We start from the raw sequence: 24,526 nt of genomic DNA on the forward strand, positions 1-24,526 counted from the left end.
CCCTTTTCCGATTGCCTCTCGCTTCACCCGCCACCCGCATGCACCCATTCGACCTGCGAGAACCTCGACGTCCGAGAAGACACCCAACCGACCCACGCACATGGCCACACGCCCTGCTGTGGCGCGGCTCACTCAGCTTAGCCAGAAAGTCGCGTCTGTGTCGCGCGCTACATCTGCTCCGCTGCGGCCGAAGCCCGCGCACGCCTGCGCGGGCCCGACAGCCGCCGCATCGCCGTTCGGGAGCGAATCCATGCGGTCGCAGCCGCGGGATGGGTCAGCATCCATGCCATCAGCACCACGCTCTGACTGGCCACGACAACCTCCCGCGCGGCGAAGAACGGCGCCGCCAGCGCGCCGCCGACCACGACCGTCCCCAGGATTCGCCTGCCCCAGATGGCTATTCGCCACGCCAGCCGCGAGGGCAGCCGATGACCGCCGAGCCGCCGCTTGGCCTCCAGATAGGCCATCGCGCGCGCACTGCGCGGTACCGTTGTCAGCCGAACCGGAGTGACGGCCAGTCCTGATCGGCGCAGTGCCTGCGCCTTGCCCGGATTGTTGGTCAGCAACCGCACCGACCCCGGGCCGAGTGCGGCGAGGAATTCAGCGGCCTGCACATAGCAGCGCGAATCGTCCTCGACCGCGAGCATGCGGTAGCTGGCGTACGTGTCGACCCGTCGCAACTGGGTGATGCGCAGTCCCTTCGCCTTCGTGATCAGTCCCGCGCCACGACCCTCCTGCTCGAGATAGATCAGTACGCCGACACCCTCGGACTGAATCCTGTTCATTGCCAGCTGCAGTTCGGGACCGCAATCGCAATCCTGGGACTCCAGCGCATCGCCGTAGAGGCACCGCGAGTGGATTCGGACCAGTGGATCGGAGTGCACCTCGGGATCGCCGAACAGGAGCGCATGCCCGGCCGCACCGCGGTCATCGAATTCCACTACGCGCACGCGCAATTCCGAGCCCCTGCGGGTCAGTTGGTGCTCGGTCTGCGCGGCGAGACGATCTGGCTCATTCTGAACTGGCGCTCGGGACGGAGAGGACACGTCGGACACGACTGAGCTGCCAAGGATGGTCGGCACGGCAGAACCGTACAGCCGACCGGTCGATTGTGCCTGTCGAATGGGGACTCGAATTTGCCGAAAATTCGCCGACCTGCGCATATGCGTCGAATGTCGCAATATCCGCAGTCGGTCGACCTACCATTCTGTGACGGCCGGTTGCTCAGCGAAAAGTGTTCCAGGACAGGTCATGTGGACCAATCTCAACCATGCCAGCCACTGGTGCACCCGCGACGGCCGCGAATTGCGGGTACGGGTCACCGATATTCGCGCCGGCCAGGACTCCGGTCATGTCCTGGCCTTCGGTTCGATCTCCGACGGTTGCCTGGTCAGAATCCACTCCCGGTGTCTGTACGGCGAATCGCTGGGGTTTCAGGATTGCGACTGCAAACCGCAGCTCGATCGCTCACTCGACCTCATTCAGGCGGACGGATCGGGCATTCTGGTCTACCTCGAGCAGGAGGGGCGCGGACACGGCCTGCTCGCCAAGGCGCGTGGTTACGGTGAGAGCGAGCGCACCGGGTTGGATACCTTCGCCAGCTTTCTGTCGCTGGGTTACTCCGCCGACGATCGCCGGTACAACCACGCGGCACAGGCTTTGGTGGATCTCGGCCTCACGGCCGTGCAGCTGCTCACCAACAATCCGCACAAGCTCAGCGCGGTCGCCAAGGTGGGCATCCGTGCCACCGTGGTGCCGTTGCGCACGCACCCGCGCACCGCGCGCGAGCGTGAGTATCAGGAGGCCAAGCGCATGTACGGGCACTGGATTCCCACCGATCGCGCGCCGTGGGCGATGAACTTCTAGCGGCCGGTCAGCGGTGTAGGTTCCCGGCTACGTCCCGGACGGTCGCGGCGCCGGAATCCTCGGCGTCGGCGAGCTTGTCGATGGCGTCGATCCTCGGCATGGAGGCCGGAATGCTCGAAATATCCTCTCGCGCAGAGACCGCGGCCGCGGCCCACTCCACATTTCGCTCATCGTCGTGCCGGCGCTGTGCCGCATCGGCCGAACGCACCCGCGTCACCAAGCGGTAGATCAAGGCGGAGATGAAGGCCGGTGACATTCCCGGCGCTCGAACGACCGGCCCCGCGGATCGCACCGACGACGGCAGCGATCCCGAACCCGGTGCGGCGGACGGAAACTGCGCGACGATGCTCTCCCGGTCGCGAAAGTGAATGGCGCACTGCGACCCATCGATCACCACGACGGCGCCGACCTGCAGCTCGAGCAGTTCCCGGGTGGTGTCGGCACAGGTGCCGCCCGGCCGCATACCGGCCAGTTCGTCCGCGGTGCCGATGAGATAGTCGACCTTGCCCAGCACTGCCAGCACCCGCTCGGAGAGCTGTCGCGGCGGCGAGGCATTGACCAGCAGCCACGGCGGGGACTGCGGCTGCGACGCCGCGTCGATCACTTCGGCCATGACTTCGTCCGATTGCTCGAAGGTCAGCAGGACCGCCGCCGCCGCGTGCAGTGCCTGGCGAATCGGTTCGTCGATATCGCGGGCGGCGAACCAGATTCGATCCTGTTTGTTGGCAATCGAGGTGTAACTCCCGTCGTGCGACATGATGACGGTCGCCACCGGAGTGCGGTATCCGGAGATCACCGGGATCAGGCTGATGTCGACATGCTCGCTGTGCAGATAGGTGAGGATCTTCTCCCCGTTGTCGTCATTGCTGACCGCGGCGAACAGGCGCGCGTCGAGCTCGAGGCGCGCCAGCGCCACCGCGCGATTGAGTCCCTTGCCGCCGGGGTGCTCGTCGAAATCGCCGAACAGCGAGGAGCCCGGCCGGGGGAAGGTCTCGACGGTGTGAATGCGGTCCCAGGCCGCGTCGCCGACCACGACCACCGTCGAGCGCTCCCGCGCCCCCTGCACTTCCGCTGCCGGAACCACGGATTCGGAGATGAGCAGCGTGCTGAGCGCGGTGAACGCCTCCGTCTCGGGAGCGCCCGCCCGCAGCGCACGCGCGGTCGGGGTCGATCGCTCCGCGGGAGCCCGCACCGCTTCGTAGAGCACCTGCCAGTTCTCCGCCAGACAGCGCCGGCGCATGCCCAGGTTCGGACCGTACAACCGGTCCGCGAGCGCGGCGGGCAGCACAGCCGACAACATTTCCAGGCACAGCTCGGCGTCGATGATCAGTTGATCTGTCGCAGCGAGTCTTCCGGCGAGGTAGCGGATCGCATGGGGGAGGGCTTCCTCGGGCGTCGTCCCGGCCAGATGCGCATAGCGGCGCACGATCACCAGCTTCAGCAGCGGGCCGATATCGACACTGAGGTTGCGCTCCCCCCGCAGGCCCGAGAGCTTGCGCAGCCGCTCGAGAATCCCGCGTACCGCATGAACGTCGATGCTGTGCGGAGGACTCGGAGTCGTCATACCGCCCTCACCTCCCACTCGAATGCACCCGCACCGCAGACTGATTCGAGGCCTGGCCGGTAGGTCGCCGGGGGAAGGTTCCGAGACACAATGCGGCGTTCTCGATGAATCGTTCGCCGGGCGGCAGAGTGTGCGCTGCCGCCCCAACGATACCGCCGAACATGTTTACCGACCAGGTAAAACGTCAATCCCACTGAGACAAAGGCAAATGCCGCGAAGTGTCCGGCAAATGCCATACTGGAGTTGGCGAAGTTTCGCCCCCACCAGACAGTTTCGGAGGTCCTGGTGTTCGGAGTGATTTTCCTGGTTCGGCATTTCCGGCGGCGGCGCGCAGCGACGAGCGAATCCGATACCGAGGCCGAGATCGCATTCGCCGGCTAGACCGGCGAGATTTCCCGGCGCAGCGAAAACCGACCATCCGTCGTCGCCCGCTCCATCCACGCAGACCACACGTGGGTAGCGACATCTCCAGCCGATCAACACATTTCGATCGGCCCCTTCCGGCATCCCGGACACCGGGCGCCCGCGACGACACCTCACCCACAGGGAGACCGTCGTGATTTATGAGAGCAGCCGTTCGATCACCAGCAGCTTCTGCCCCGAATGGGCGCGCCGGCGCGCCGACCGGGGTGAACCGGCGTGGGAGTTGAGCTGGTGGCCGGAGGTGTTGTTGACCTTTGGACAGGCCAGGGATGCAATGGAACTGGCCGAGCTGTGCAGCGGTCCGGCGGAGCCGGGCGCGCGGGCGGAGACGCTGGCCGGGGAATTGGGAACCTCGGTGAAACATGTCATGGCCGTGCTGCATCAGCGGATGATGGAGCGGGGCAGATGAGCGCAGACCTCACCGGCGAGGCCGCACAGTGACACGCGGACGGGTGGGGAGTTGCCGTATGCAGCAATGAATTCCCGGCACATCGGGCGGTTCGGTAGGTGGTGAAATACCGACCGCTCGGTAATCGACGAAGAACACATACAGTTCGCCCAGGGAGGACCCAGCAGTGACAATCGATATCAATCAGCGGGAGATGACCAGTGACATCACCCCCGAATTCGCACGGTGTGCACAGGGGGAGGAGGTGTGGTCCCTGAGCTGGCTACCCGAACAGCGACTGACCCGGGAACAGGCGCATGCCGGAATGGAATTGGACGAAATCCTGTCCGATCCGGAGGTGGTCTTCGACGATGCCGCACACTCCGAGGCCGCCGAGCGCGCCGCCCGGCTGGGCATCCTGGTCGAGCACGCGGTGGTCATGCTGGCGCAGCGCCTGGCCGAGCGCATGCACCGCGAGACGCTCCCGCCCTGCCCGGCCGACGCCGCCCTGCCGCCGCTGCCGCCGTTGCCCGAGCCGATGCTCACCGGCTGGTTCACCGCGACCTACGCGCCCGCCACCACGGGCGCCCGCTCCCAGCACCTGTGGGCCTGACCGACCCGGTATCGCATCAACCGCACACGTGCCCGCCGCGCACCAGCCTGCGCGCCGGGCCGCGACCGACCTGCCTTCGCGAGCCGAAACCGGCGCTGATCCGGTCAGGCCCGGGCGGTGTGCCCCGCGCCGACCGCCTCGGACAGGCTGGAGTAGCCGTGTGCGCGCAGCTTGATCGCCAGACCGTGATGAATGCGACGCGCCCAGAACGGTCCGCCGTAGATGAAGCCCGTATAGCCCTGCAGCAGTGAGGCTCCGGCCAGAATGCGCTCCCAGGCCTGGTCCGCGGTTTCGATACCGCCGACCGAGATGAGCACCAGCCGGTCCCCGACGCGCGCGAACAGCCGGCGCAATACCTCGAGCGAACGGTCCGCGACCGGCGCACCGGACAGCCCGCCGGCACCGAGCGCGGCGACCTCGTCGGCATTCGTGCGCAACCCGTCGCGGCGAATCGTGGTGTTGGTGGCCACGATTCCGGCCAGACCCAGCTCCACCGCGAGATCGGCCACCGCGTCGATGTCCTCGTCGGACAGATCGGGGGCGATCTTCACCAGCACCGGCACCGACACACTGTCCAGCACCGCCTGCAGCAGTGGGCGCAGCGAATCGACCGCTTGCAGATCGCGCAGGCCCGGGGTGTTCGGGGAGCTGACGTTCACGACCACGAAATCGGCCAGCGGGCCCAGCAGTGTCGCGCTGACGGCGTAATCGGCGGCGGCATCGGCGGCCTCCACGACCTTCGTCTTGCCGATATTCGCGCCGATCGGAATACCGCCGGGGCGGCGCGTGGCCAGATACCGCGCGGCCGCTTCGGCGCCGTGATTGTTGAAGCCCATGCGATTGATCAGCGCCCGGTCGGCCGGCAGCCGGAACAGTCGCGGCGCCGGATTGCCCGGCTGCGCCTGCGCGGTGACCGTGCCGATCTCGGCATAGCCGAAACCGAGCGGACCCCACACCTCGGCGCCCTCGGCGTCCTTGTCGAAGCCGGCCGCCAGGCCCAGCGGGCTCGGGAAATCCACCCCGAACACCCGCGAGGCCAGCACCGGATCCTGCGCCACCAGCATTTTCGAGGTCGCCCAGCGGCCCGGCGCGAACCGGGTCGAGAGCTTCATCGCACCGAAGGCCAGATGATGAATGCGTTCCGGCGGGAGCAGGAACATCACCTTCAGCAGCAGGGCATACAGGCGTTCGCCGATATTCGTGAAGGCCATGCGGGTCACATCACCGCCTCGGGTGTCGGGGATAGCAGGGAACTCTTGCGGCGGCGCAGCAGCACCCGGCGACTGCCGTCGGTGTAGGCACGCACCCGCGACAGCTCCCAGCCACCGAATTCGGCCTGAATGGCCAGGCGCATGGAGGCGGTCACGCGATTCATGTCCGGGGGGAGCCGTAGCGGCACGTATTCGTACTCGTCATCGCTGGAATGCTCCCAGCCTGCCGGTATCGGTCGCGATTGCCGCGCTGATCGTGATGCCCGAGCCATCACTGCCCTCTCTTCCGCTGGTCCGCGCCGATCCGTTGCAGACCGTCACCGGTCCCGGATCCCACGAACAGGTCACCGGTGCGGTCGTCGATGGTCACCGTGTTGGGCTGGCGCACTGTGGGATAGCGGCCCACCTCTACCGGTATACCCGTCGACAGGTCGTAGCCGACGACTTCGTTACTGCCTGTCAGCGTCACCCACACGGTCTCGGACCGCTTGTCGTAGGCGAGTGCGTAGGGCGAAGAGCCTACCGGGAAACCCTGGCGCAGGACCAAAGGATCGGCCGTGTAGACCAGCAGCTGGCCACCGGCGGTGTCGGTGACGATGCGGCGGCCGAAGTGATCGCCGATCATCTCGGCGGCCCCGTCCCCGGCGCGCAGGGTCAACCCGAGGCGGTGATCGGCCAGGTTCAGCTCGGCCAGGGCGGTCTGGTGGCGGTCGAGCACCACCACGGTATCGGTGCTGGTGTCGATGGCATCGGCGGACACCAGACCCGAAATGGTCTCTCGCACAGCGCCATCGGGGGCCAGCACGAGCACCTTGCCGTTCGCGAGCCCGGCGATCAGGTCACCGCCGGCGCGCACCGCGGCCGCGTGCACATCACCGTCGACCTTCACCTCGGTGAGCGCGCCCGAGGCGGCATCGACGCGAACGATCTTGCCCGGCACCGCGATCAGGAACTCACCGGGCTTGCCGAGCGAGAGCGAGGCGGCCGCGGCGGGCAGGGTCACCGTGCGCGTGGCGCCGGTGGCCTTGTCCAGCAACACCATCGCGGTGCCCGGATCGGTGATGGCGGCGAGAATGCCGGTGCCGGGATCGGCCAGCAGATCACGAATCGCCGCGCTGGGGGTCACCTCACCGGCCGGAACGGCGGCCGCGGGCGCCACGGCCGCGGCGACCGGGTCTCGGGTCGGCTTGTCGCCGTCGCCGTCCTTGGAGGAACACCCGGCCAGCACTGTCACCGCGATCGCGCCCGCGAGGACCGACCGGATCAAGCCGCGACGGCGCATTCGGCGAACTCCTTACCTGACCGAGAAAATTCATGCGTGCTCCCTAATCTGACCATGTTGCCCGACCACGCCCGGTGAGCGGGGGTCCTGCGTCCGGCGCGCCGTGGCACGGTGCACAGTTGCCGGGGCCGCGAGTCACTTGACGTGACATGGGCTTTCGCGGGGTTGTCGGCGGCAGCGGTTAGCCTGGAAGGACATCTGTGGGCTGTGTCAGGGAGTTGAGTTGGTAACCGACCACACCTCGGGCTTCCACGCGCCGGGCTTCACCGTCGAGGACGTGAGCGTGGGTCACTACGCACACGGGTTCGGAGTCACCGAGGACGGCCGGCCCTTCGCCTTCCGGACCGTGCGCGGAGTCATGACGGTCGAAATCTACCGCCCTGACCTGCAGACGGACGTGCCTGCGGCCGAGGATGTGGTCGCAATCGCCGAATCACGGCTCACCGATATCGACCTCGAGGACGAACGCAGCATCATCGCGCTAGTGCGCGATCTCATCCCGCAGGCCAGTGCGGTACCGGCCACCCCGGCGCGCGAAGCGATCACCGTGCGCGCGCTGCTGGCCCGCCTCGGTGCGGTCATCGACGGCATCTGACCCGACGCCCCGAGCGCGACACGCCGCCAGTGGCGTAGACCCCATGAACCCGTGTCCTGTGACGCGCCAGTCAGCAACGCGCCGAGCGCATGACAGACTGTGGGCAAATCACCGCAGTTCGAGCACCGAGGAAGTTGATGGCTTTTCGACGACCGGCCGTAGCAGTCCTGATACTCGCCCTCGGCGCCGCCACGGCGGCGTGCGGTGGTTCCGATGACGATGCCTCGGTCGCCGCGGCGCGCTCGTCGGCCTATGCCGCGCTGAGCTCCTCCTCGGTGGCCGCGTCGGCCTCGGCCGGGGCTCGCCCGCCCGTGCCGACCGCCGCGGCCCTGGACGCGCAGATCAAATCGGCGCTGGATCCGAATCTGCCCGATGCCGATCGCACCGCCCTCATCGAGGACGGGGAGTCCTTCAAGGACGCCATTCCGGATATGTACAAGGCGCTGCAGGACAATCCGCGCGCGGTGTATGGGGTCCGGGATCCGGTCTTCGACAACCACGACGGCACCCTGACCGCGACGCTGAGCCTGGACAAGGACGGCACCGGATCCAATGTGCGCACCACGGTGGTGCATTTCGTGAACAAGGACGGGCGCTGGAAGATCTCGCGCACCGATCTGTGCGGCATTCTGCGCTCGGCCGACTACCGGACCGCGGCCTGCGGCTGATGCTCGACACGAACAAGGGCACCACGCGGTCATTGCGCTGGGGGCGTGTCGTGCACCGCAATCGGTACCTGATCTTCGGGCTTTTCGGACTGGTGGTGCTGGCGTCCGGGTTCTACGGGCGCGATCTGGGCAAACACCTCACCCAGGAGGGCTGGTTCGACGAGAGCAGCCAATCGGTGGCGGCCTCCAAGCTGGCCGATTCCACCTTCGGGCGCGATACCGACAGCGATCTGATCGTGCTCTACACCGCACCGCCCGGCGGCACCGTCGATGACGAACCGGTGCGCACCGCGGTCACCGCCGAGCTGAATCGGTTGCGCAGCAGCCACTCCGGGCAGATCCTCAAGATCGACTCGTACTGGGACGGCGCGCTCATGGGCCAGTTCGCCGACGCCTCCCGCACCCACGCCTTCGCCAGTATCGGACTGCGCGGCGACGGCGGCACCGACACGGTCAACAACTACATGGACATCAAGAACGAATTCCGTTCCGGCGCAGCAGGTTCCGGACCCGGCGGGACGACCGTGCAGTTGGCGGGCATGCAGCCGGTGGTGGAGGGCATCAATACCGGGATGCAGAACGATATCCACCGCGCGGAGATCATCGCCCTGCCGCTGGTGGCGATCCTGCTGTACTTCGTCTTCGGCGGGGTGATCGGCGCGCTGCTGCCGGTGCTCATCGGCGGGATGACGATTCTGGGCACCCAGGGCATCATGCGGATGCTGACCGATCATCTGCAGGTCAATGTGTTCGCCTCGGCCGTGGTCACCCTGGTGAGTCTGGGGCTGGCCATCGATTACGGGTTGTTCGCGGTGACCCGGTTCCGGGAGGAACTGGCCGCCGGGCGCACCGTGGAGGAGGCCACCGCCCGCACCGTCGCCACCGCCGGGCGCACCGTGCTGTTCTCCTCGGCGATCATCGCGGTGAGCCTGGGCGCGCTGTTCATCTACCCGAACGGGGTGCTGCGCTCGGTGCCGCTGGGCGGTATCAGTTCGGTGCTGCTGGCGGCGGTGCTGTCGGTGACGGCGCTGCCGGCGACCTTGAGCATCGTGGGGCGGCGCATCGATCTGTGGGGCTGGCATCGGCTGGCGAGCATTCGCACCGCCGAGCAGATCGATGCCGGATTCTTCTCGCGGCTGGCGGTGTTCGCCATGGCCAAGCCGTGGCGGGTGATCGTGCCGGTGGTGCTGGTGCTGCTGGCGTTGATCCTGCCGTTCCGCCACATCGCCTTCGGCGGGCTCAGCGAACGGTATCTGGCCTCCGACAATGCGGCGCGGGTGGCGCAGCAGGACTTCGACCGGACATTCCCGCAGTTCCGCACCGATCCGCTCAAACTCGTGGTGGTGGGGGCGAATCCGCAGCAGCTCAGCGATATTCGCTATGAGGCCAATCAGGTCAGTGGCCCGCTGATGACGGGTCCGTTCGATCCGGTCGCGCCGACCAAGGACGCGATCACGGTGCTCGGCAGTGGGCTGGTCGACAAGCAGGACGCCGACACGGTGATGTCGGCGCTGCGCGCCATACCGCAACCGCCGGGGGTGCAGGTCATGGTGGGCGGGGTGCCCGCGCTCGAGCGCGACAGCATTCTCGGGCTCATCCACGGGCTGCCGCTGCTGGCGCTGATCCTGGTGGTGGCGGCAATCGCGTTGATGTACGCGGCATTCCGGTCCTTGATCCTGGCGGTGAAGGCGGTCGTCATGAGCGCGCTGTCGCTGGGGGCGACGCTGGGGGTGCTCACCTGGATCTTCGTGGAGGGTCACGGGTCGGGGCTGTTCGACTTCACACCGGGACCACTCATGTTCGCGGTGCTGGTGTTGATCGTGACGGTGCTGTTCGGGCTGTCCACCGATTACGAGGTGTTCCTGCAATCGCGGATGGCCGAGGCGCGCGCCGAAGGCAAATCCGCACAGGAGGCCATCCGGTACGGAATTGCGCACACGGGCGGCGTAATCACCTCTGCCGCCGCTATTCTCATCGTGGTGACAGGCGCCTTCGGCTTCTCCGATCTGGTGCTGATGAAGTACATCGCTTACGGCATGATCGCGGCACTCCTGTTGGACGCCACGGTGATCCGCATGCTGCTCACTCCGGCTGTTCTGAAATTGGTGTGGCGATGACTGTTCTCAAGGGCGCGAACCTGCTGCTGATGTTCGTGCTGGAGTTGTGTGTGCTCGGCTCGGCGGGCTGGTGGGGATTCGGGCTGGACGCCCCGATCCTGGTGCGGATCGTGGCGGGCATCGCCGCGATCGCGGTGTTCGTGGCGGTGTGGGCGATCTTCGGCGCGGCCCACGATGCCCGGATTCCGGTGCGCGGGTGGAAGCGGGCGGTGCTGGAGATCGTGTGGTTCGGTGGGGCGGGGGTGCTGCTGGGTTTCGCATGGACCCCGATCGCCGGACTTGTCCTGTTCTTGCTGTGGCTGGCCAATGCGGGCCTGCGCCTGCTGTGGGGTCAGGTGTACGCCGCTGGCGCCGAGGCCGAGCTGCTGGGTCAGACCGAGGCCTGACCGCTCGAGCGGATGTCGATGGTCAGCTGTTGCGGCCGCGCACCGGCAGTACCAGTTGCGCACCTGTGTCCGGGTGGTCGAAGACGTCGACCGGGTGCTGGTAGACGCGGGTGAGCAAGGCGGTGGTGAGGACTTCGCGGGGTGGGCCGTCGGCGGCGATGCGGCCTGCTTCCAAGACGGCGACGCGGTCGGCGTAGGCGGCGGCGACGCCGAGGTCGTGCAGCACGACCACGACGGCCGCACCGGCGGTGGCGCGTGCACGGGCCAGGTGCAGGACCTGTTCCTGGTGGCCGAGGTCCAGGGCGGCGGTGGGTTCGTCCAGCAGCAGGGTCGCGGTGTCCTGGGCGAGGACGCGGGCCAGGGCGACGCGGGCGCGTTCACCACCCGACAGTGCCGGAAAGGTGCGTCCCGCAAGGTGTTCCACGTCGGTCGCGGCGAGGGCTGCGGCGATGCGCTGTTCGTCGAGGTCCTGGCGTTCGGTGCGCGCCCAGGGGGCGCGGCCCATGGCGACGACTTCCCGGGCGGTGAAGGGGAAGCCGACGGTGTGGTTCTGGGGCAGGACGGCGCGGCGGCGGGCCATGTCGACCGGGGCCCAGGCGGTGAGGGGTTTGCCGTCGAGTTCGACGGTGCCCTCGGTGGGGTGCAGTTCCCCGGCCAGGGCGTCGAGGAGGGTGGATTTGCCGGCACCGTTGGGGCCGACGAGGGCGACGATCTGCCCGGCGATCACCTCGAAATCCACGCCGTCCAGCACACGGCGGCCGCCACCGCGTTCCAGGGCCACGCCCCGGGCACGCAGGGTGACGGTGCCCGGTTCCGGGGTGACCGGCAGATTGTGGTGACGGGTGAAAGCGCCGGAGAGACTTCGCAGTACGGTGCTCACGCCCAGCCTCCCGAACGGGCGCGGGTGCGCCGCAGCAACCAGAAGAAGAACGGGCCGCCCACCAGCGAGGTGAGCATGCCCAGGGGCAGATCGGCATTGCGCACCAGCGAGCGCGCCCCGATATCGGCGGCGACCAGGGTCACCGCGCCCAGGATCGCCGAGAGCGGGATGAGCACCCGGTGCCCCGGCCCGACCAGCATGCGCACCAGATGCGGCACGATCAATCCGACGAACAAGATGATGCCGGTGAAGGCCACGCCCGCGGTGGCCAGCACGGCGACCACGACAATCACATTGCGCCGCAATCGTTCCACGTCCACACCCAGGTGCCGGGCCGCCGATTCTCCCAGCGCCAGCAGATCCAGCCGCGGCGCCATGAATATCGCCGCCGCCACACCCACCAGGGTCAGCGGGGCCACCACGCCCACGGCCTGCCAGGTCGCCCCGTTGAGGCTGCCCATCTGCCAGAACACCAGCTGATCACGCGCCGCCGGGGAGGCACTGAACAGCAGGAACGAAATCAGCCCGCCCGCAAAGGCATTGATGGCCACACCGGTCAGCACCAGCGTCACCACCTCGGTGCGCCCGTTGGATCGCGAGAGCACATACACCAGCAGCGTCGTCAACAATCCGGCCGCGAACGCCCCCGCCGCCACCGACCACGACGCCACGAACGCCCCGCCGACCACGATCACCGCCCCCGCACCCACCGCCGCCCCCGCCGACACCCCGATCACCCCGGGCTCGGCCAGCGGATTGGCGAACACTCCCTGCAGCAGCGCCCCTGCCGTCGCGAGGGCTGCCCCCACCAGCATGGCCAGCACCACCCGCGGAAACCGCACCTCCCACAACGTCACATCCCCCGCCGGATGCTTGGGCATCGGCCCCCAGTCGAGCCCGATCCGATGAAAGAAACTCCCCGCCACCTCCAACGGCGTCGTCGGCACCTGCCCCACCGCCGCCGAAATCAACGCCAGCACGATCAGCAGCACCAGCGCCCCGGCAAAGATCACCACCGTCCGAGACCGCTTCCCACTGCCTTTACCTGCGGCGGGCAGTGCATCGGCACCGCCGGCGCGCGGCGCGACCGACGTCGAGACCGATTGCGCAGGAGCGGAATTCGATATCGAGACGCCCTCGCCGTTCGACGGGGCCGTGACGGGCGACGGGGATGCGGCGTCATCGGCGCGCTTGCCGGACGTCGCGGGTGCGGAGGTCGCTTCGACTGCGTCCGAGGCCGGCGCGGAGTCAAAGCCGGGAGGATTCGACTGCTCGCCCGGTGCGGGGGAGGTGAGGTGGGGCACGGTCGGATCCTGCGCGTCGGGGGTGGGGCGGTGGGTCATGCCGTCTTGTCGCCGTAGACGGCCTTGGCGAGGGCGGCGACGACGCGGCCGGTGTTGGGGCCGAAGCTGAGCAGGACGGCGTCGGACATGTCGACGACGCGTTTATTGCGGCCGGCGGGGGTTTGGGCGATGCCGGGGATTCTGGCCAGGCCGTCGACGCCGCCGACGGAGGCCAAGCCGTCGGACATGACCAGGATGACGTCGGGGGCCGCCGCGATGAGGGCTTCGCTGGTGATGGGGACGAACGGTTCCTTGACGCCGGAGGCGGTGCCGGCGTCGGTGCCACCGATCGCGGCGACCAGGGAATCGGCGCCGGAGCCGGGGCCGGCGATCATGGTGATGGCGGTGCTGCGCAGGTACAGGAACGCCATGCGCAGCTTCGGGTCCTGCTGCGGCACCGTAGCGATGGCGGCGGTGATCTCGTCGTGGGTGCGCTGGCCGAGCTTCTTGCCCGCATCCGGGACACCGAGGGCGTTCGCGACCGCTTCGATCTGCGGCACGACCGCGTCCATGGTGCGCTGCGGGTCGAAATAGACGACCGTGATGCCCAGCGCCTTGAGCTGATCACGCATGACCGGCGTGGCACTGGTGGAGTCGGTGAGGAATACCGAAGGTCGCTGTGCCGCAATCGCTTCCACACTCATGCTGCCCGATCCGCCCGCGACGTTCGGCACATCCTTGACGGCGGGGAACGCGGCAGAGGTGGAGCGGCCCACCAGTTTCGACCCCAGCCCGAGCGCGTACACCGTCTGGGTGAGGGTGCCGTACCGGTCGACGGCGATGATGCGACTCGCATCGGTGACGGTCACATCACCGCCCTCGAAGGAGTGCACCGTCACCGGCAGCACCGGGGTGGGCTCGGGTCCGATCGGGACTGGGTTGGTATCGGGCATTGCCGCGGTGGCGGGCCCGCGCTGGCCCGCCGCCGTCGACCCGCTGCTGCTGGTGCACGCGGTGGCGCCGATGAGCACGGTCGCCCCGAGCAGCACCAGCAGTGTGCGCAGGACGACGCCGGATCGGGCACTCACGGAACACCTCATGCAGGTAAGGCTAGCCAGGGCTCATTCGGTCCGTGCACTGACGTCGCCGAGTGCGGCGGTGATGGCCCGGGGCAGCTCCAGGGTTTCCGCGGCCAGCACCCCGGTGAGCTGCCCGATATCGCGGGCGCCGACCACCATGCTCGCCACGCCCGGTTGATCGCGAATCCAGGCCAGCGCCACCGCCAGCGGTGAGGTGCCCAGGCCGTCGGCGGCGGTCACCACCGCATCGACCACCCGCACCGCGCGGTCGTCGAGTCCGGCATTGATTTCCGCGGCGGTCGCCTCGTCCGCGCCGCGCGAATCGGCGGGCACCCCGTCGCGGTACTTACCGGTGAGGATGCCCCCGGCCAGCGGTGCGGTGGCGATGATGCCGAGCCCGTGATGCTGTGCGGCAGGCACGAATTCGTGTTCGACCCCGCGCGCCAGCAGCGAGTAGGGGGTTTGCGCGGCGGTCAATGGCGCGGCCGCGGCGAGGGTCGCCAGCTGCCAGCCGTCGTAACCGCGCACTCCGGCGTAGCGCACGCGCCCGGTGCGCACCGCGTATTCCAGTGTGCCCGCGACCTCTTCGAGCGGGGTGTGCGGATCCCACGCCGCGACGGTCCACAGATCCAGGTGATCGGCGCCCAGCAGCGCCAGCGTCTGATCGAGCTGGCGCATCATGGTGCGCCGGGAGGCATCCACGCTCCAGCGCACCGGGGCGGGCCCGGCGGCCGGATCCGAGCGCACCGGCCGCTGTCCCGAGCACACACTCAGCACCAGATCATCGCGCCCGATCTCGCGCACCAGCGGTCCGAGGATGCGTTGTGCCGCACCATCGCAATAGGCGGGTGAGGTGTCCACGAGAGTGCCGCCCGCTTCGGCGAAGGCCACCAATTGCGCGGCCGCGTCGTCGGTATCGGTCTCTCTGCCCCAGGTGTGGGTGGCCAGGCCGAGGCGGGAGACTCGAAGTCCGCTGCGCCCCACCGTCCGCTGTTCCATCACCGCGCTTGCACTTTCGTCACACGCGTCAGCCTAAGGGCACAGGTCCCCGCAACCCCGCTATGCCTCGCGCGGCACGTCGGGTGATCGCGGTGAGCGCGGCCGGGCCTGTAGGGTCGCGGCGAGTTTGCGTACGGGTGCGCCAATTGCGTACCGGCAGCCGACGATTCGGAACTGGAGTGTGAGTGGGCGAGTCGATGACGTGGGTGCAGGCCCTGATTCTGGGTCTGGTGCAGGGCCTGACGGAGTTTCTGCCGATTTCGTCCTCGGCGCACATGCGCATCGTGTCGGCGGTGTTCTTCGGCGATGATGCGGGCGCGTCGTTCACCGCGGTCACGCAGCTGGGCACCGAGGCGGCGGTGCTGGTGTATTTCGCCAAGGACATCTGGCGAATCCTGGTGGCGTGGTGCACGACCGTGTGGTGGCGGCTGACCGCCTACAACCCCCCGCAGCTGCCGTTGCACGAGCAGCCGACCACCCATCTGCCGGTCTACACCGAGGACGGTGCGATCGAATTCATCCTCGATGAGGACGAGCAGCGCGAGCTGGACTACCGGGTGGGCTGGTATGTGATCATTGCCACCGTCCCGATCGGCGTGCTGGGTTTTCTGCTCAAGGACCAGATCCGTACCGGCGCACGCAATTTGTGGCTGATCTCCACCATGCTGATCGTGTTCGCGCTGGTGATCGCGGTCGCGGAGTACTACGGCAGCAAGCGCCGCCCGATCGAGGAGCTGACCACCCGCGACGGACTGATCATGGGTTTCGCGCAGTGCCTGGCACTCATCCCGGGCGTGTCGCGTTCGGGCGCCACGTCCTCGGCGGGATTGTTCCTGGGCCTGACTCGCGGCGCGGCCGTGCGGTTCTCGTTCCTGCTGGCGATTCCGGCGGTGGTGGCCTCTGGCCTGTTCAGCCTGCCGGATGCTTTCGAACCCGCCGGTGAGGGCCTCAACGCCTCGGGCACCCAGATTCTGGTGGCGACGATCGTCTCGTTCGTGGTCGGTTATGCCTCGGTGGCGTGGTTGTTGCGCTTTGTCACGAAGCACTCGCTGGACTGGTTCGTGGGCTACCGCATCGTGCTGGGGTTGACGGTCATGGTGCTGCTGATGACCGGCGTCGTGTCCGCGACCTAGCAAGTAGGCTGTCCCGGTGACGGTGATCCTGTTGCGGCACGGCGTCTCCACGTCGAACACTGCCCGCACCCTGGCCGGCCGCAGCGCGGGCGTCGATCTGACCGACCGCGGCCGCGAGCAGGCCCAGACGGTCGCGGGGCGGCTCGCGGCCCTGCCGATCGAGCACATCGTGACCTCGCCGCTGCTGCGCTGTCAGCGCACCGTCGCCCCGCTGGCGGACAAGCTCGGCATCGAAGCAGAACCCGATGAGCGGCTGCTCGAGGTCGATTACGGCGACTGGACCGGACGGGCGCTGAGCGAGCTGGTCAGCGAGCCGCTGTGGAAGATCGTGCAGCAGCACGCGTCGGCGGCGGTGTTCCCCTCCGGAGAAGGTTTGGCGCAGGTGCAGTTCCGTGCCGTGTCCGCTGTGCGCGAACACGACCGCCTCCTGGCAGAGAAACACGGTACTGATGTGTTGTGGGTGGCGTGCACCCACGGAGATGTCATCAAGTCGTTGCTGGCGGATGCGTTCGGCATCCACCTGGACGGTTTCCAGCGGATCGTGGTCGAGCCGGCCTCGATCAGCGTGGTCCGCTACAGTCCGACCGCTCCGTACGTGTGGCGGTTGAACGACACCGGCACGGATCTGTCGACACTGGCGGCGATTTCGCCGCACACCGGTGGTGAATCGAGATCCGGACCGGTACCCGGCGGCGAAACGGGCACTACGGGTAGTGGCGATAATGGGGTTACGGAGCGCCCCGAGTCTTAGTGGTGAGTGAGCTTTCAGGAGGTGCCATGGGCCGAGCAATCCATATTTTCCGCACCCCCGATCGTTTCATCGCCGGCACTGTCGGCGAGCCCGGCGACCGCGCTTTCTACCTGCAGGCCGTGCAGGATCCGCGCGTGGTGAGCGTGTTGCTGGAGAAGCAGCAGGTGAAGGTGCTGGCCGATCGGATGGGTCTGCTGCTGGACGAGGTGGCGCGCCGCTTCGGCACCCCGGTGCCGCCGCAAGCGGCCGCTGTCAGTGATATCGCACCGCTGGTCACCCCCATCGAATCCGAATTCCGGGTCGGCACCATGGGTTTGGGCTGGGACGCGGATGCGGGCGCGGTGGTGGTGGAGCTGCTGGCCATCACCGAAACCGAGGTCGACGAATCGGTGGTGCTCGATGACACCGAGGAGGGCCCCGACGCGGTGCGGGTTTTCCTGACCCCGATCCAGGCGCGCGAATTCGCGTTGCGTTCCACGCGGGTGATCGAGGCGGGCCGTCCGCCGTGTCCGCTGTGCGGGGAACCGCTCTCGCCCATCGGCCATATGTGTGTGCGCACCAACGGGTACAAGCGTGGCGATATCTTCGGCGCCACCACCGAGCTAGAGGACTGAATCTTGACCGACCACCCGCTGCGCACCGCCGATCTGACGGTGATCGGGCAGGTCACCACCGCCAGCAATGTGACGCTGGTGTGCGAGACCGACCCGGCCGCCTCCGGCGACGGAGCCGTGCGCGTGGTGTACAAACCCGTGCGCGGGGAACGGCCGCTGTGGGATTTCCCCGACGGCACCCTCGCCCAGCGTGAGGTCGCCTCGTATCTGGTGTCGGAAGCGTTGGGCTGGGGCGTGATTCCCGAGACCGTGCTGCGGGACGGGCCCTACGGGCCGGGCATGGTGCAGCGCTGGATCGACAGCATCGAGGACGGCCCGGACCTGGTGGATCTGGTCGCGGCCGGCGAGATCCCCGGCGGATACCGGGAGGTGCTGCGCGCCCTGGATCCCTCCGGGCATCCGGTATCGCTGGTGCATGCCGATGATCCGCGACTGCTGCGCATGGCGGTGCTGGATGTGCTGATCAACAATGCCGACCGCAAGGGCGGTCATGTGCTCTCCGGGGACGACGGGCGCGTGTACGGGGTCGATCACGGCATCTGCCTCAATACCGAGCCGAAGCTGCGCACGGTGCTGTGGGGGTGGGCGGGGGAGACCCTTGCCGACGAATTGCTCACCGACATCACGGTTTTGGTGAAGGCGATCCCCGGGGAGCTGGGCGGGCGGCTCTCGGAGTTGATCACCGACGCCGAAGTGGAGGCGCTCGCCGCGCGCGGGCAGGGGCTGCTCGAGCATCCGGTACTGCCGCAACCGACCGGGCAGCGCCCGATCCCCTGGCCCGCATTCTGACGGACCGCGTTCTGATCCGGCGGTCTCGAATCCGGCTGCGTCGAATCCGGCGTCTTAATCCGAAAACGTTGCTTGCATCATGATTTCAACCATTGACGTGCGCTATCGCCGCATTAAGGTGCAGGTCGGCCCTATCGCCCGGCGGTGGTGCGAGGTACCGGTGACCGGGGGCGGACGTCTTGGACGCCGATCACACCGTTAACCTCGATTCATGCAGTCCTGGTCCGATACCGCAGTCCCGACCGTCCCCGGATCCGGACCCGCGTTACGTTTATTCGACACCGCCGACCGGCAGGTGCGCCCGGTGACCCCGGGTAAGACCGCCACCATGTACGTCTGCGGCATCACCCCCTACGACGCCACCCACCTGGGCCACGCCGCCACCTACCTGACCTTCGATCTGGTCAACCGCCTGTGGCGCGATGCCGGGCACGAGGTGCACTACGTGCAGAACGTCACCGATGTCGACGATCCGCTGTTCGAGCGCGCCGACCGTGACGGTATCGACTGGCGTGATCTGGGCACCCGGGAGATCAACCTGTTCCGTGAGGATATGCAGGCGCTGCGTGTGGTGCCGCCCGCGCAGTACGTCGGCGCGATCGAATCGGTGCAGGAGGTGGTCGAACTGGTCGACAAACTCCTGGCGTCCGGGGCCGCGTATGTGGTCGACGATGCGCAGTATCCCGATGTCTACTTCCGCCACGACGCCACCGAGCAGTTCGGTTACGAGTCCGGGTACGACCGGGCGACGATGGACCGCCTGTTCGCCGAACGCGGCGGCGATCCGCAGCGCGCGGGCAAGCGCGATCCCATCGACGCGCTGCTGTGGCGGGCCGAGCGCCCGGGCGAACCGTCCTGGCCCTCGCCCTTCGGCGCGGGCCGTCCCGGCTGGCATGTCGAGTGTGCGGCGATCGCGCTCAACCGCGTGGGCACCGAATTCGATATCCAGGGCGGCGGCAGCGACCTGATCTACCCGCACCACGAGTACTCCTCCGCCCACGCCGAAGCCCTGGTGAAGGGCCGCCGCTTCGCCCGCCACTACGTGCACGCCGGGCTGATCGGCCTCGACGGCGAGAAAATGTCCAAATCCCGCGGCAACCTGGTCTTCGTCTCCGCGCTGCGCCGCTCCGGCACCGACCCCTCCGCCATCCGGCTGGGCCTGTTCTCCGGCCACTACCGCCAGGACCGCGAATGGTCCGATGCGGTCCTGACCGAAGCCCTCTCCCGCCTGGACCGCTGGCGCACCGCTGCAGCCCTCCCCTCGGGCCCGGCGGCCGAAGACACCGTCGCCCGCCTGCGCCAGCACCTGGCCGACGACCTCGACACCCCCAAAGCGATTGCCGCCGTGGACAGCTGGGCCCAGCAGGCTCTGCAATACGGCGGTCCGGACACTGCCGCCCCCGGCCTGATCCGCGACGCGGTCGACGCCCTGCTGGGCATCACCGTGTAGCCGAGATCTCCTGGGATCCACTCGGACACAGCTCCTCTCATCGAAGGCCCCGCGACACCGACTCCGGCAGAGCGGGGCCTTCGAGTTCTCGTACACCGGTGGCCCCTGCGCGGAGCCTGGTGCTGCGGGCCGGACAGAGTCCATGCCTGGGTGGGGCCGGACAGCGGGGCTCGGCGGCGTGCGTATCGCCGCCTCCGGCCTGAGCGGTCAGGAATCGGCGCACGGCAGCAAATTTTGCCGCCGCACGCGGTTTTGTGACCGCTCAGGCCGGGCCGCGCAGCGCTGACCTCCTTCCCGCACGGGAGCTGACCGCTGTTCGACGATCCTGCGGTGGGAGGCAAGGGAATTGCTGGTCGCGGGGCTGGGGCGGGGCAGGTGTCTGCGCCCTCTCCCGCTGACGGCGTGTTGGCGATACGGTGAGGCTTTGGTTCTCTCATCCTCAATGAGGAGGTTCGACGGTGACTGCGGTACCCGGGTTCGATAAATTCCGTGCTGTGCGCAAGCAGCTGCGTGCGGGCGGTGATCTGCTGGGGGCGGTGCGCCGGGATCCGCGGATCGTGCGTGATCTGGTCGCCGGGTTCACCGGGCGCGCCGCTGAGGAAGCGCCGGTCGATCTCGGGGAGCATGTACCGCCCGCCGGGCTGGGTGAGTTCACCCGCAGCGCGCACGCCCAGCAGGGTGTGGACAGTGATGCGGCGGCGACGCTGGCGTATCTGCTGGATTTGCAGCACATTCCGCAGTGGATCACCTTCCATGCCGGCTGGCGGGGTGAGGCGCCCGGGCAGGCCGAGGCGGGGCAGCAGTTCGCTCAGGTCGCGAAATTCATGGGCATTCCCGCTGATCTGCGGTGGACGGTCGCCGAGGCCGGCGAGAGCGGGTTGCAGTTGCGCGGTACCGGGCCGCAGGGGTTGACCCTGGGTCTGTGGATCACGGTGGCGGCGCGGGGGTCCGGTGCGATGGTGTACCTGGATGCGGGGTTGGCCGGGCAGCCGATCGACGGTCCGCTCGGGGCGACGGTGGCGCGCAGTCTCGGTGATTCGCTGCGTGATTCGCTCGCCGCGCTGCCCGCGCATGTCGCCGATTCCCCCGCCACGTCGCGTCCGTCGCGGAAGGCGGTGCGGCACAAGGCTTCCGGTGTGGTGCTCGCGCCGACCACACCGGTGCTGGTGGGTGTGGGCCAGGTGGTGAACCGGGTTCCGGACGCGGGATATGTGGATCCGTCGGTGCTGGCGGTGCGCGCACTGCGGCAGGCCGCGATCGATACCGGCGCCGGCAACGCTCTGCTGGCCCGCGCGGATGCGGTGTTCACCGTGTCTCCGACGTCCTGGCAGTACCGGGATCTGGGCGCACTGGTTGCCGGCGCTGTCGGTGCGGGACAGGTCGATACGGTGCAGTCGAGTCCGTTCGGTGGCGACGGCGGGCAGCTGGTGATCAACGAGGCGGCGGCCGCGATCGCGGCCGGCGACTACGACATCGTGCTGGTGACCGGTGCCGAAGCGGGTGCGACGCAGGCCGCGGCGCAGCGTGCGGGCATCGAATTGCAGTGGCCGGTCCAGGATTCGGCGGTGCATCCCACGCGCACGGTCGGTATCGACAAGCCTGCCAACAATGCCGCCGAGACCGCAGCGGGCCTGCTGGCCCCCATCAATATGTACGCGCTGCTGGAGTCGGCGAACCGGCACCGCCTGGGCCGCACCCCGGCCGAGCACGCGCAGGCCGTCGCGCAGCTGTGGTCGCGCCTGTCGGCGGTGGCGGCGGCGAATCCGAATGCGTGGCAGCCGCACGAGGCCGGCGCCGCCGAGATCGCGACCGTGTCCGAGTCCAATCGCATGATCTCCGCGCCCTATACGAAACTCGAATGCGCGAATCTGACCGTCGATATGGCCAGCGGCATCATCATGTGCAGTGCCGCTGCCGCCGAAGCGGCCGGGATTCCGCAGGACAAGTGGGTGTTCCTGCATGCGGGCGCCTCGGGTGCGGATGAATGGTTCGTCACCGAGCGCACCGAACTGGCGGCCTCCCCGGCGGTGCGGGCGCTGGGTGCGGCTGTGCTCGAGCACAGCGGCCTGAGCGCCGAGGATCTCACCCATGTCGACCTGTACGCGTGTTTTCCGGTGGCGGTGCAGATCGCCGCACGCGAGCTGGGTCTGCCCATCGATGATCCCAAGCGTCCGCTGTCGGTGACCGGCGGGCTGACCTTCGGCGGCGGGCCGGGCAACAATTACGGCGGGCATGCGGTCGCGACCCTGGTGCAGCGGTTGCGCGAGGATCCGGCGGCATTCGGCCTGGCCACCTCGCTGGGCTGGTATCTGACCAAGCACGCCCTGGGCGTCTATTCGGCCACCCCGCCCAAGAGCGCCTACCGGCATCTGACTCCGGTGATCGAGCATCCCCCGGCCCGGCGGGCACGCACCGGCTACGACGGCCCCGCTGTGGTCGAGGCCTACACCCTGCCCTACGGGCGCGACGGGCTGCCCGAGGCGGCGATCCTGAGCCTGCTCACCGACTCCGGTGAGCGAATTCTGTTGCGCACCACCGAATCCGCCACCTTGAGCGCGCTCACCTCCGACGAGGACTGGCTGGGTCTGCCGGTGAGTGTCACCGGCGATCAGGTCAGCGTGAGCGGTCCGCAGCGCCTGCCGTTGCCCGCGCCGCCGCCGGCTCCGGTGCTGATCGAGCGCCGCGGCCACATCATGATCATCACGATCAATCGGCCCCGCGCCCGCAATGCCATCGACCTGGCGACCGCGCTGGGCCTGGAACGCGCCATCGACGCCTACGAGGCGGACCCGAACGCCCGCATCGCCATCCTCACCGGGGCGGGCGGATATTTCAGTGCCGGAATGGATCTCAAGGCCGCCGCACGCGGTGAGGTGCCGATCACCGAGAAGCGCGGCATCCTGGGCATCGTCTCCCAGCCCCCGCGCAAACCCCTCATCGCCGCGGTCGAGGGCCCGGCGCTGGCGGGTGGTTGCGAACTCGCCCTGGCCGCCGATCTCATTGTGGCCGCGGAGGATTCGACATTCGGCATTCCCGAGGTCAAACGCGGCCTGGTCGCGGTCGGCGGCGGCGTCCTGCGCCTGTCGCAGCGCCTGCCGCGCGCCATCGCCATGGAGTTGACCCTCACCGGTGACCCCATCACCGCCGCCCGCGCCGCCGCCCTGGGCCTGATCAATCAGGTCGCCGCCCCGGGCAAGGCCCTCGACGCCGCTCTGGCACTGGCCGAACGCATTGCCGTGAACGCCCCCCTGAGCATCGATGCGGGCAAGCAGATCATCGACCAGTGCCCCGATTGGTCCACCGCCGAAGCCTTCTCCCGTCAGGGCCAGGTCGCCGCGGCCGCCCTGTCCTCGGAGGATGCCGGCGAGGGCATGCGCGCCTTCGTCGAAAAACGCCCCCCGGTCTGGCGCGGCCGCTGACGGGCTGGTTTTGACTGATCGACGGCCGCTCCTGCGCGCGGGGGCGGCCGAGTTCGAAGAGAGGTACCTATGACATCGGCTGATTCCGGTGAGTCCGCGCTCGAACTGCGCCGTGACGGGATGGTGTTGTCGGCCCGGCATTTCGGCGCCGACGACGGGCAGCTGGTGCTGCTGTTGCACGGGTTCCCCGATACCCCGCACAGTTGGGACGCGCTGATTCCGGCGCTGGTGGGCGCCGGATTTCAGGTGCTGACGCCGTGGCTGCGCGGGTATACCCCCGATTCGGCGGTGCGGGGGGCGCGCTATGACCTGATGGCGGTGGCCGAGGACATCGCCGCCTGGCATCGGGCGCTGGGCGGGCCGCCGACACATCTGGTCGGCCATGACTGGGGTGCGTTCGCGGCCACGATTCTGGCGAAACAGCATCCGAGGCAATGGCTTTCACTGACCCTGCTGGCGATACCCCCGTTCGGCGGCGGGTTCGCGCCGGGGGCGGCGCGGTATCTGCCACGCCAGATGGTGATGTCCTCCTATATCCCGCTCATGCAATCAGCGGCCTCACCGCGGCTGCTCACGCGCGACGGTGCGGCATTCGTGCGACGGCTGTGGCAGCGCTGGTCCCCGGGCTGGGAGTTCACCGACGCCGAGTTCGCCCCCACCGCACAGGTTTTCACCCACCGGGAAACGGCCTGGGCGGCAACCCGTTACTACCGCTCCCTGTTCACGGTCCATCGCGCCCCGACCCGGGAATTCCACCGCCTGCTCCTGGCCGACCCCGCCCCCCTCCCGACCTTGGCACTGTCGGGCGGCCGCGACGGCTGCATGTCACCGGATCTGCAGCGGGTCCTGGCCGAAGCCGCCGGCGCGACCACCGCACAGCTCCCCGGCAGCGGCCATTTCCTGCACGCCGAACAGCCCGCAGCCGTCGCCGAACACCTCCTGCCCCACCTCCAGGCACATTCCCGCTAGCCACAGACCCCGGCTTCACGCCCGCATACCGCGCGCGCGAGCCCGCT

At 68.4% G+C, this 24,526-nt stretch carries 23 protein-coding genes; 14 read left to right on the plus strand and 9 right to left on the minus strand.

Annotation, left to right across the window (positions count from 1 at the left end):
* Window positions 1-167: 167 nt before the first annotated feature.
* Entirely contained in the window at window positions 168-1,163 is a 996-nt protein-coding gene (ribA, locus tag ABZX86_RS08505) for a GTP cyclohydrolase II RibA (protein WP_355121442.1), read from the minus strand.
* Window positions 1,164-1,251: 88 nt separating this feature from the next.
* Between ribA and ABZX86_RS08510 the strand changes: the two genes are divergently transcribed.
* Window positions 1,252-1,866, plus strand: a complete 615-nt coding sequence (locus tag ABZX86_RS08510) for a GTP cyclohydrolase (protein ID WP_355121444.1) — start codon at window positions 1,252-1,254, stop codon at window positions 1,864-1,866.
* Window positions 1,867-1,873: 7 nt separating this feature from the next.
* On the opposite strand, the gene ABZX86_RS08515 is transcribed toward ABZX86_RS08510, so the two are convergent.
* Window positions 1,874-3,430, minus strand: a complete 1,557-nt coding sequence (locus ABZX86_RS08515; RefSeq protein WP_355121445.1) for a carbohydrate kinase family protein — start codon at window positions 3,428-3,430, stop codon at window positions 1,874-1,876.
* Window positions 3,431-3,986: 556 nt separating this feature from the next.
* On the opposite strand from ABZX86_RS08515, the gene ABZX86_RS08520 reads away from it, so the two are divergent.
* Together ABZX86_RS08520 and ABZX86_RS08525 are read left to right on the plus strand one after the other, a co-directional pair.
* Entirely contained in the window at window positions 3,987-4,262 is a 276-nt protein-coding gene (locus ABZX86_RS08520) for a hypothetical protein (RefSeq protein ID WP_355121447.1), read from the plus strand.
* Window positions 4,263-4,428: 166 nt separating this feature from the next.
* Entirely contained in the window at window positions 4,429-4,854 is a 426-nt protein-coding gene (locus ABZX86_RS08525; RefSeq protein WP_355121449.1) for a hypothetical protein, read from the plus strand.
* Between the two features lie 104 nt (window positions 4,855-4,958).
* Here ABZX86_RS08525 and ABZX86_RS08530 read toward each other — a convergent pair whose 3' ends face one another.
* Genes ABZX86_RS08530 through ABZX86_RS08540 form a run of 3 tightly spaced genes read right to left on the minus strand, consistent with a single transcriptional unit; the run spans window position 4,959 to window position 7,347 of the window.
* Entirely contained in the window at window positions 4,959-6,038 is a 1,080-nt protein-coding gene (locus ABZX86_RS08530; protein WP_355122571.1) for a quinone-dependent dihydroorotate dehydrogenase, read from the minus strand.
* A 32-nt stretch (window positions 6,039-6,070) separates the two neighbouring features.
* Window positions 6,071-6,337 carry a DUF5703 family protein gene (locus ABZX86_RS08535; RefSeq protein WP_355121451.1) on the minus strand — a complete coding sequence of 89 codons (267 nt, stop codon included), beginning with the start codon at window positions 6,335-6,337 and terminating at the stop codon, window positions 6,071-6,073.
* A complete protein-coding gene (locus tag ABZX86_RS08540; protein ID WP_355121453.1) occupies window positions 6,337-7,347 on the minus strand; it encodes a hypothetical protein in 1,011 nt (336 codons plus the stop codon). The genes ABZX86_RS08535 and ABZX86_RS08540 overlap by 1 nt, the downstream gene beginning before the upstream one ends.
* Window positions 7,348-7,570: 223 nt before the next feature.
* On the opposite strand from ABZX86_RS08540, the gene ABZX86_RS08545 reads away from it, so the two are divergent.
* From ABZX86_RS08545 to ABZX86_RS08560, 4 genes are all read left to right on the plus strand, one after another.
* Window positions 7,571-7,942 (plus strand): hypothetical protein, encoded by a 372-nt coding sequence (locus tag ABZX86_RS08545; RefSeq protein WP_355121455.1) that lies wholly within the window; start codon window positions 7,571-7,573, stop codon window positions 7,940-7,942.
* Window positions 7,943-8,079: 137 nt separating this feature from the next.
* Window positions 8,080-8,610, plus strand: a complete 531-nt coding sequence (locus ABZX86_RS08550; protein ID WP_355121456.1) for a hypothetical protein — start codon at window positions 8,080-8,082, stop codon at window positions 8,608-8,610.
* Entirely contained in the window at window positions 8,610-10,727 is a 2,118-nt protein-coding gene (locus ABZX86_RS08555; RefSeq protein ID WP_355121458.1) for an MMPL family transporter, read from the plus strand. The genes ABZX86_RS08550 and ABZX86_RS08555 overlap by 1 nt, the downstream gene beginning before the upstream one ends.
* Window positions 10,724-11,113: a YrdB family protein gene (locus ABZX86_RS08560; RefSeq protein ID WP_355121460.1), complete on the plus strand. Its 390-nt coding sequence runs from the start codon at window positions 10,724-10,726 to the stop codon at window positions 11,111-11,113. Before ABZX86_RS08555 ends, ABZX86_RS08560 begins: the two co-directional genes overlap by 4 nt.
* Window positions 11,114-11,135: 22 nt before the next feature.
* Here the strand turns inward: ABZX86_RS08560 and ABZX86_RS08565 are convergent, their stop codons facing one another.
* The 4 genes from ABZX86_RS08565 to ABZX86_RS08580 form a co-directional block, all read right to left on the minus strand.
* The gene (locus ABZX86_RS08565; RefSeq protein ID WP_355121462.1) at window positions 11,136-11,993 is read right to left on the minus strand and encodes a heme ABC transporter ATP-binding protein; all 858 of its coding nucleotides are present in this window, start codon (window positions 11,991-11,993) and stop codon (window positions 11,136-11,138) included.
* A complete protein-coding gene (locus ABZX86_RS08570) occupies window positions 11,990-13,009 on the minus strand; it encodes an iron ABC transporter permease (protein ID WP_355122573.1) in 1,020 nt (339 codons plus the stop codon). Before ABZX86_RS08570 ends, ABZX86_RS08565 begins: the two co-directional genes overlap by 4 nt.
* A gap of 323 nt (window positions 13,010-13,332) precedes the next feature.
* Complete coding sequence (locus tag ABZX86_RS08575) at window positions 13,333-14,376, minus strand: ABC transporter substrate-binding protein (RefSeq protein ID WP_355121464.1); 1,044 nt, start codon at window positions 14,374-14,376, stop codon at window positions 13,333-13,335.
* Window positions 14,377-14,397: 21 nt separating this feature from the next.
* Window positions 14,398-15,354 carry an aldo/keto reductase gene (locus tag ABZX86_RS08580; RefSeq protein ID WP_327139616.1) on the minus strand — a complete coding sequence of 319 codons (957 nt, stop codon included), beginning with the start codon at window positions 15,352-15,354 and terminating at the stop codon, window positions 14,398-14,400.
* 197 nt (window positions 15,355-15,551) lie between these two features.
* On the opposite strand from ABZX86_RS08580, the gene ABZX86_RS08585 reads away from it, so the two are divergent.
* The 7 genes from ABZX86_RS08585 (at window position 15,552) to ABZX86_RS08615 (ending at window position 24,479) form a co-directional block, all read left to right on the plus strand.
* The gene (locus ABZX86_RS08585; protein ID WP_355121466.1) at window positions 15,552-16,487 is read left to right on the plus strand and encodes an undecaprenyl-diphosphate phosphatase; all 936 of its coding nucleotides are present in this window, start codon (window positions 15,552-15,554) and stop codon (window positions 16,485-16,487) included.
* Between the two features lie 16 nt (window positions 16,488-16,503).
* Window positions 16,504-17,238: a histidine phosphatase family protein gene (locus ABZX86_RS08590; RefSeq protein WP_327139618.1), complete on the plus strand. Its 735-nt coding sequence runs from the start codon at window positions 16,504-16,506 to the stop codon at window positions 17,236-17,238.
* Window positions 17,239-17,264: 26 nt separating this feature from the next.
* A complete protein-coding gene (locus ABZX86_RS08595) occupies window positions 17,265-17,852 on the plus strand; it encodes a DUF3090 domain-containing protein (protein ID WP_355121468.1) in 588 nt (195 codons plus the stop codon).
* 3 nt (window positions 17,853-17,855) lie between these two features.
* Complete coding sequence (locus ABZX86_RS08600; protein WP_355121470.1) at window positions 17,856-18,641, plus strand: SCO1664 family protein; 786 nt, start codon at window positions 17,856-17,858, stop codon at window positions 18,639-18,641.
* A gap of 211 nt (window positions 18,642-18,852) precedes the next feature.
* Window positions 18,853-20,091 carry a cysteine--1-D-myo-inosityl 2-amino-2-deoxy-alpha-D-glucopyranoside ligase gene (mshC, locus tag ABZX86_RS08605; protein WP_355121472.1) on the plus strand — a complete coding sequence of 413 codons (1,239 nt, stop codon included), beginning with the start codon at window positions 18,853-18,855 and terminating at the stop codon, window positions 20,089-20,091.
* Between the two features lie 458 nt (window positions 20,092-20,549).
* Window positions 20,550-23,510 (plus strand): crotonase/enoyl-CoA hydratase family protein, encoded by a 2,961-nt coding sequence (locus tag ABZX86_RS08610; protein WP_355121474.1) that lies wholly within the window; start codon window positions 20,550-20,552, stop codon window positions 23,508-23,510.
* A 69-nt stretch (window positions 23,511-23,579) separates the two neighbouring features.
* Window positions 23,580-24,479: an alpha/beta hydrolase gene (locus tag ABZX86_RS08615; RefSeq protein ID WP_355121476.1), complete on the plus strand. Its 900-nt coding sequence runs from the start codon at window positions 23,580-23,582 to the stop codon at window positions 24,477-24,479.
* Window positions 24,480-24,526: the final 47 nt, after the last annotated feature.

It is taken from the genome of Nocardia sp. NPDC006630, from assembly GCF_040611495.1.
In the GTDB taxonomy this organism is placed as follows: domain Bacteria; phylum Actinomycetota; class Actinomycetes; order Mycobacteriales; family Mycobacteriaceae; genus Nocardia.

Bases quoted from the DNA above. Each gene is read 5' to 3' on its own strand.
- ribA (WP_355121442.1), bottom strand. From the start codon at position 1,163: ATGCGCAGGTCGGCGAATTTTCGGCAAATTCGAGTCCCCATTCGACAG.
- ABZX86_RS08510 (WP_355121444.1), top strand. From the start codon at position 1,252: ATGTGGACCAATCTCAACCATGCCAGCCACTGGTGCACCCGCGACGGC.
- ABZX86_RS08515 (WP_355121445.1), bottom strand. From the start codon at position 3,430: ATGACGACTCCGAGTCCTCCGCACAGCATCGACGTTCATGCGGTACGC.
- ABZX86_RS08535 (WP_355121451.1), bottom strand. From the start codon at position 6,337: ATGGCTCGGGCATCACGATCAGCGCGGCAATCGCGACCGATACCGGCA.
- ABZX86_RS08540 (WP_355121453.1), bottom strand. From the start codon at position 7,347: ATGCGCCGTCGCGGCTTGATCCGGTCGGTCCTCGCGGGCGCGATCGCG.
- ABZX86_RS08550 (WP_355121456.1), top strand. From the start codon at position 8,080: ATGGCTTTTCGACGACCGGCCGTAGCAGTCCTGATACTCGCCCTCGGC.
- ABZX86_RS08555 (WP_355121458.1), top strand. From the start codon at position 8,610: ATGCTCGACACGAACAAGGGCACCACGCGGTCATTGCGCTGGGGGCGT.
- ABZX86_RS08560 (WP_355121460.1), top strand. From the start codon at position 10,724: ATGACTGTTCTCAAGGGCGCGAACCTGCTGCTGATGTTCGTGCTGGAG.
- ABZX86_RS08575 (WP_355121464.1), bottom strand. From the start codon at position 14,376: ATGAGGTGTTCCGTGAGTGCCCGATCCGGCGTCGTCCTGCGCACACTG.
- ABZX86_RS08580 (WP_327139616.1), bottom strand. From the start codon at position 15,354: ATGGAACAGCGGACGGTGGGGCGCAGCGGACTTCGAGTCTCCCGCCTC.
- ABZX86_RS08585 (WP_355121466.1), top strand. From the start codon at position 15,552: ATGACGTGGGTGCAGGCCCTGATTCTGGGTCTGGTGCAGGGCCTGACG.
- ABZX86_RS08595 (WP_355121468.1), top strand. From the start codon at position 17,265: ATGGGCCGAGCAATCCATATTTTCCGCACCCCCGATCGTTTCATCGCC.
- mshC (WP_355121472.1), top strand. From the start codon at position 18,853: ATGCAGTCCTGGTCCGATACCGCAGTCCCGACCGTCCCCGGATCCGGA.
- ABZX86_RS08615 (WP_355121476.1), top strand. From the start codon at position 23,580: ATGACATCGGCTGATTCCGGTGAGTCCGCGCTCGAACTGCGCCGTGAC.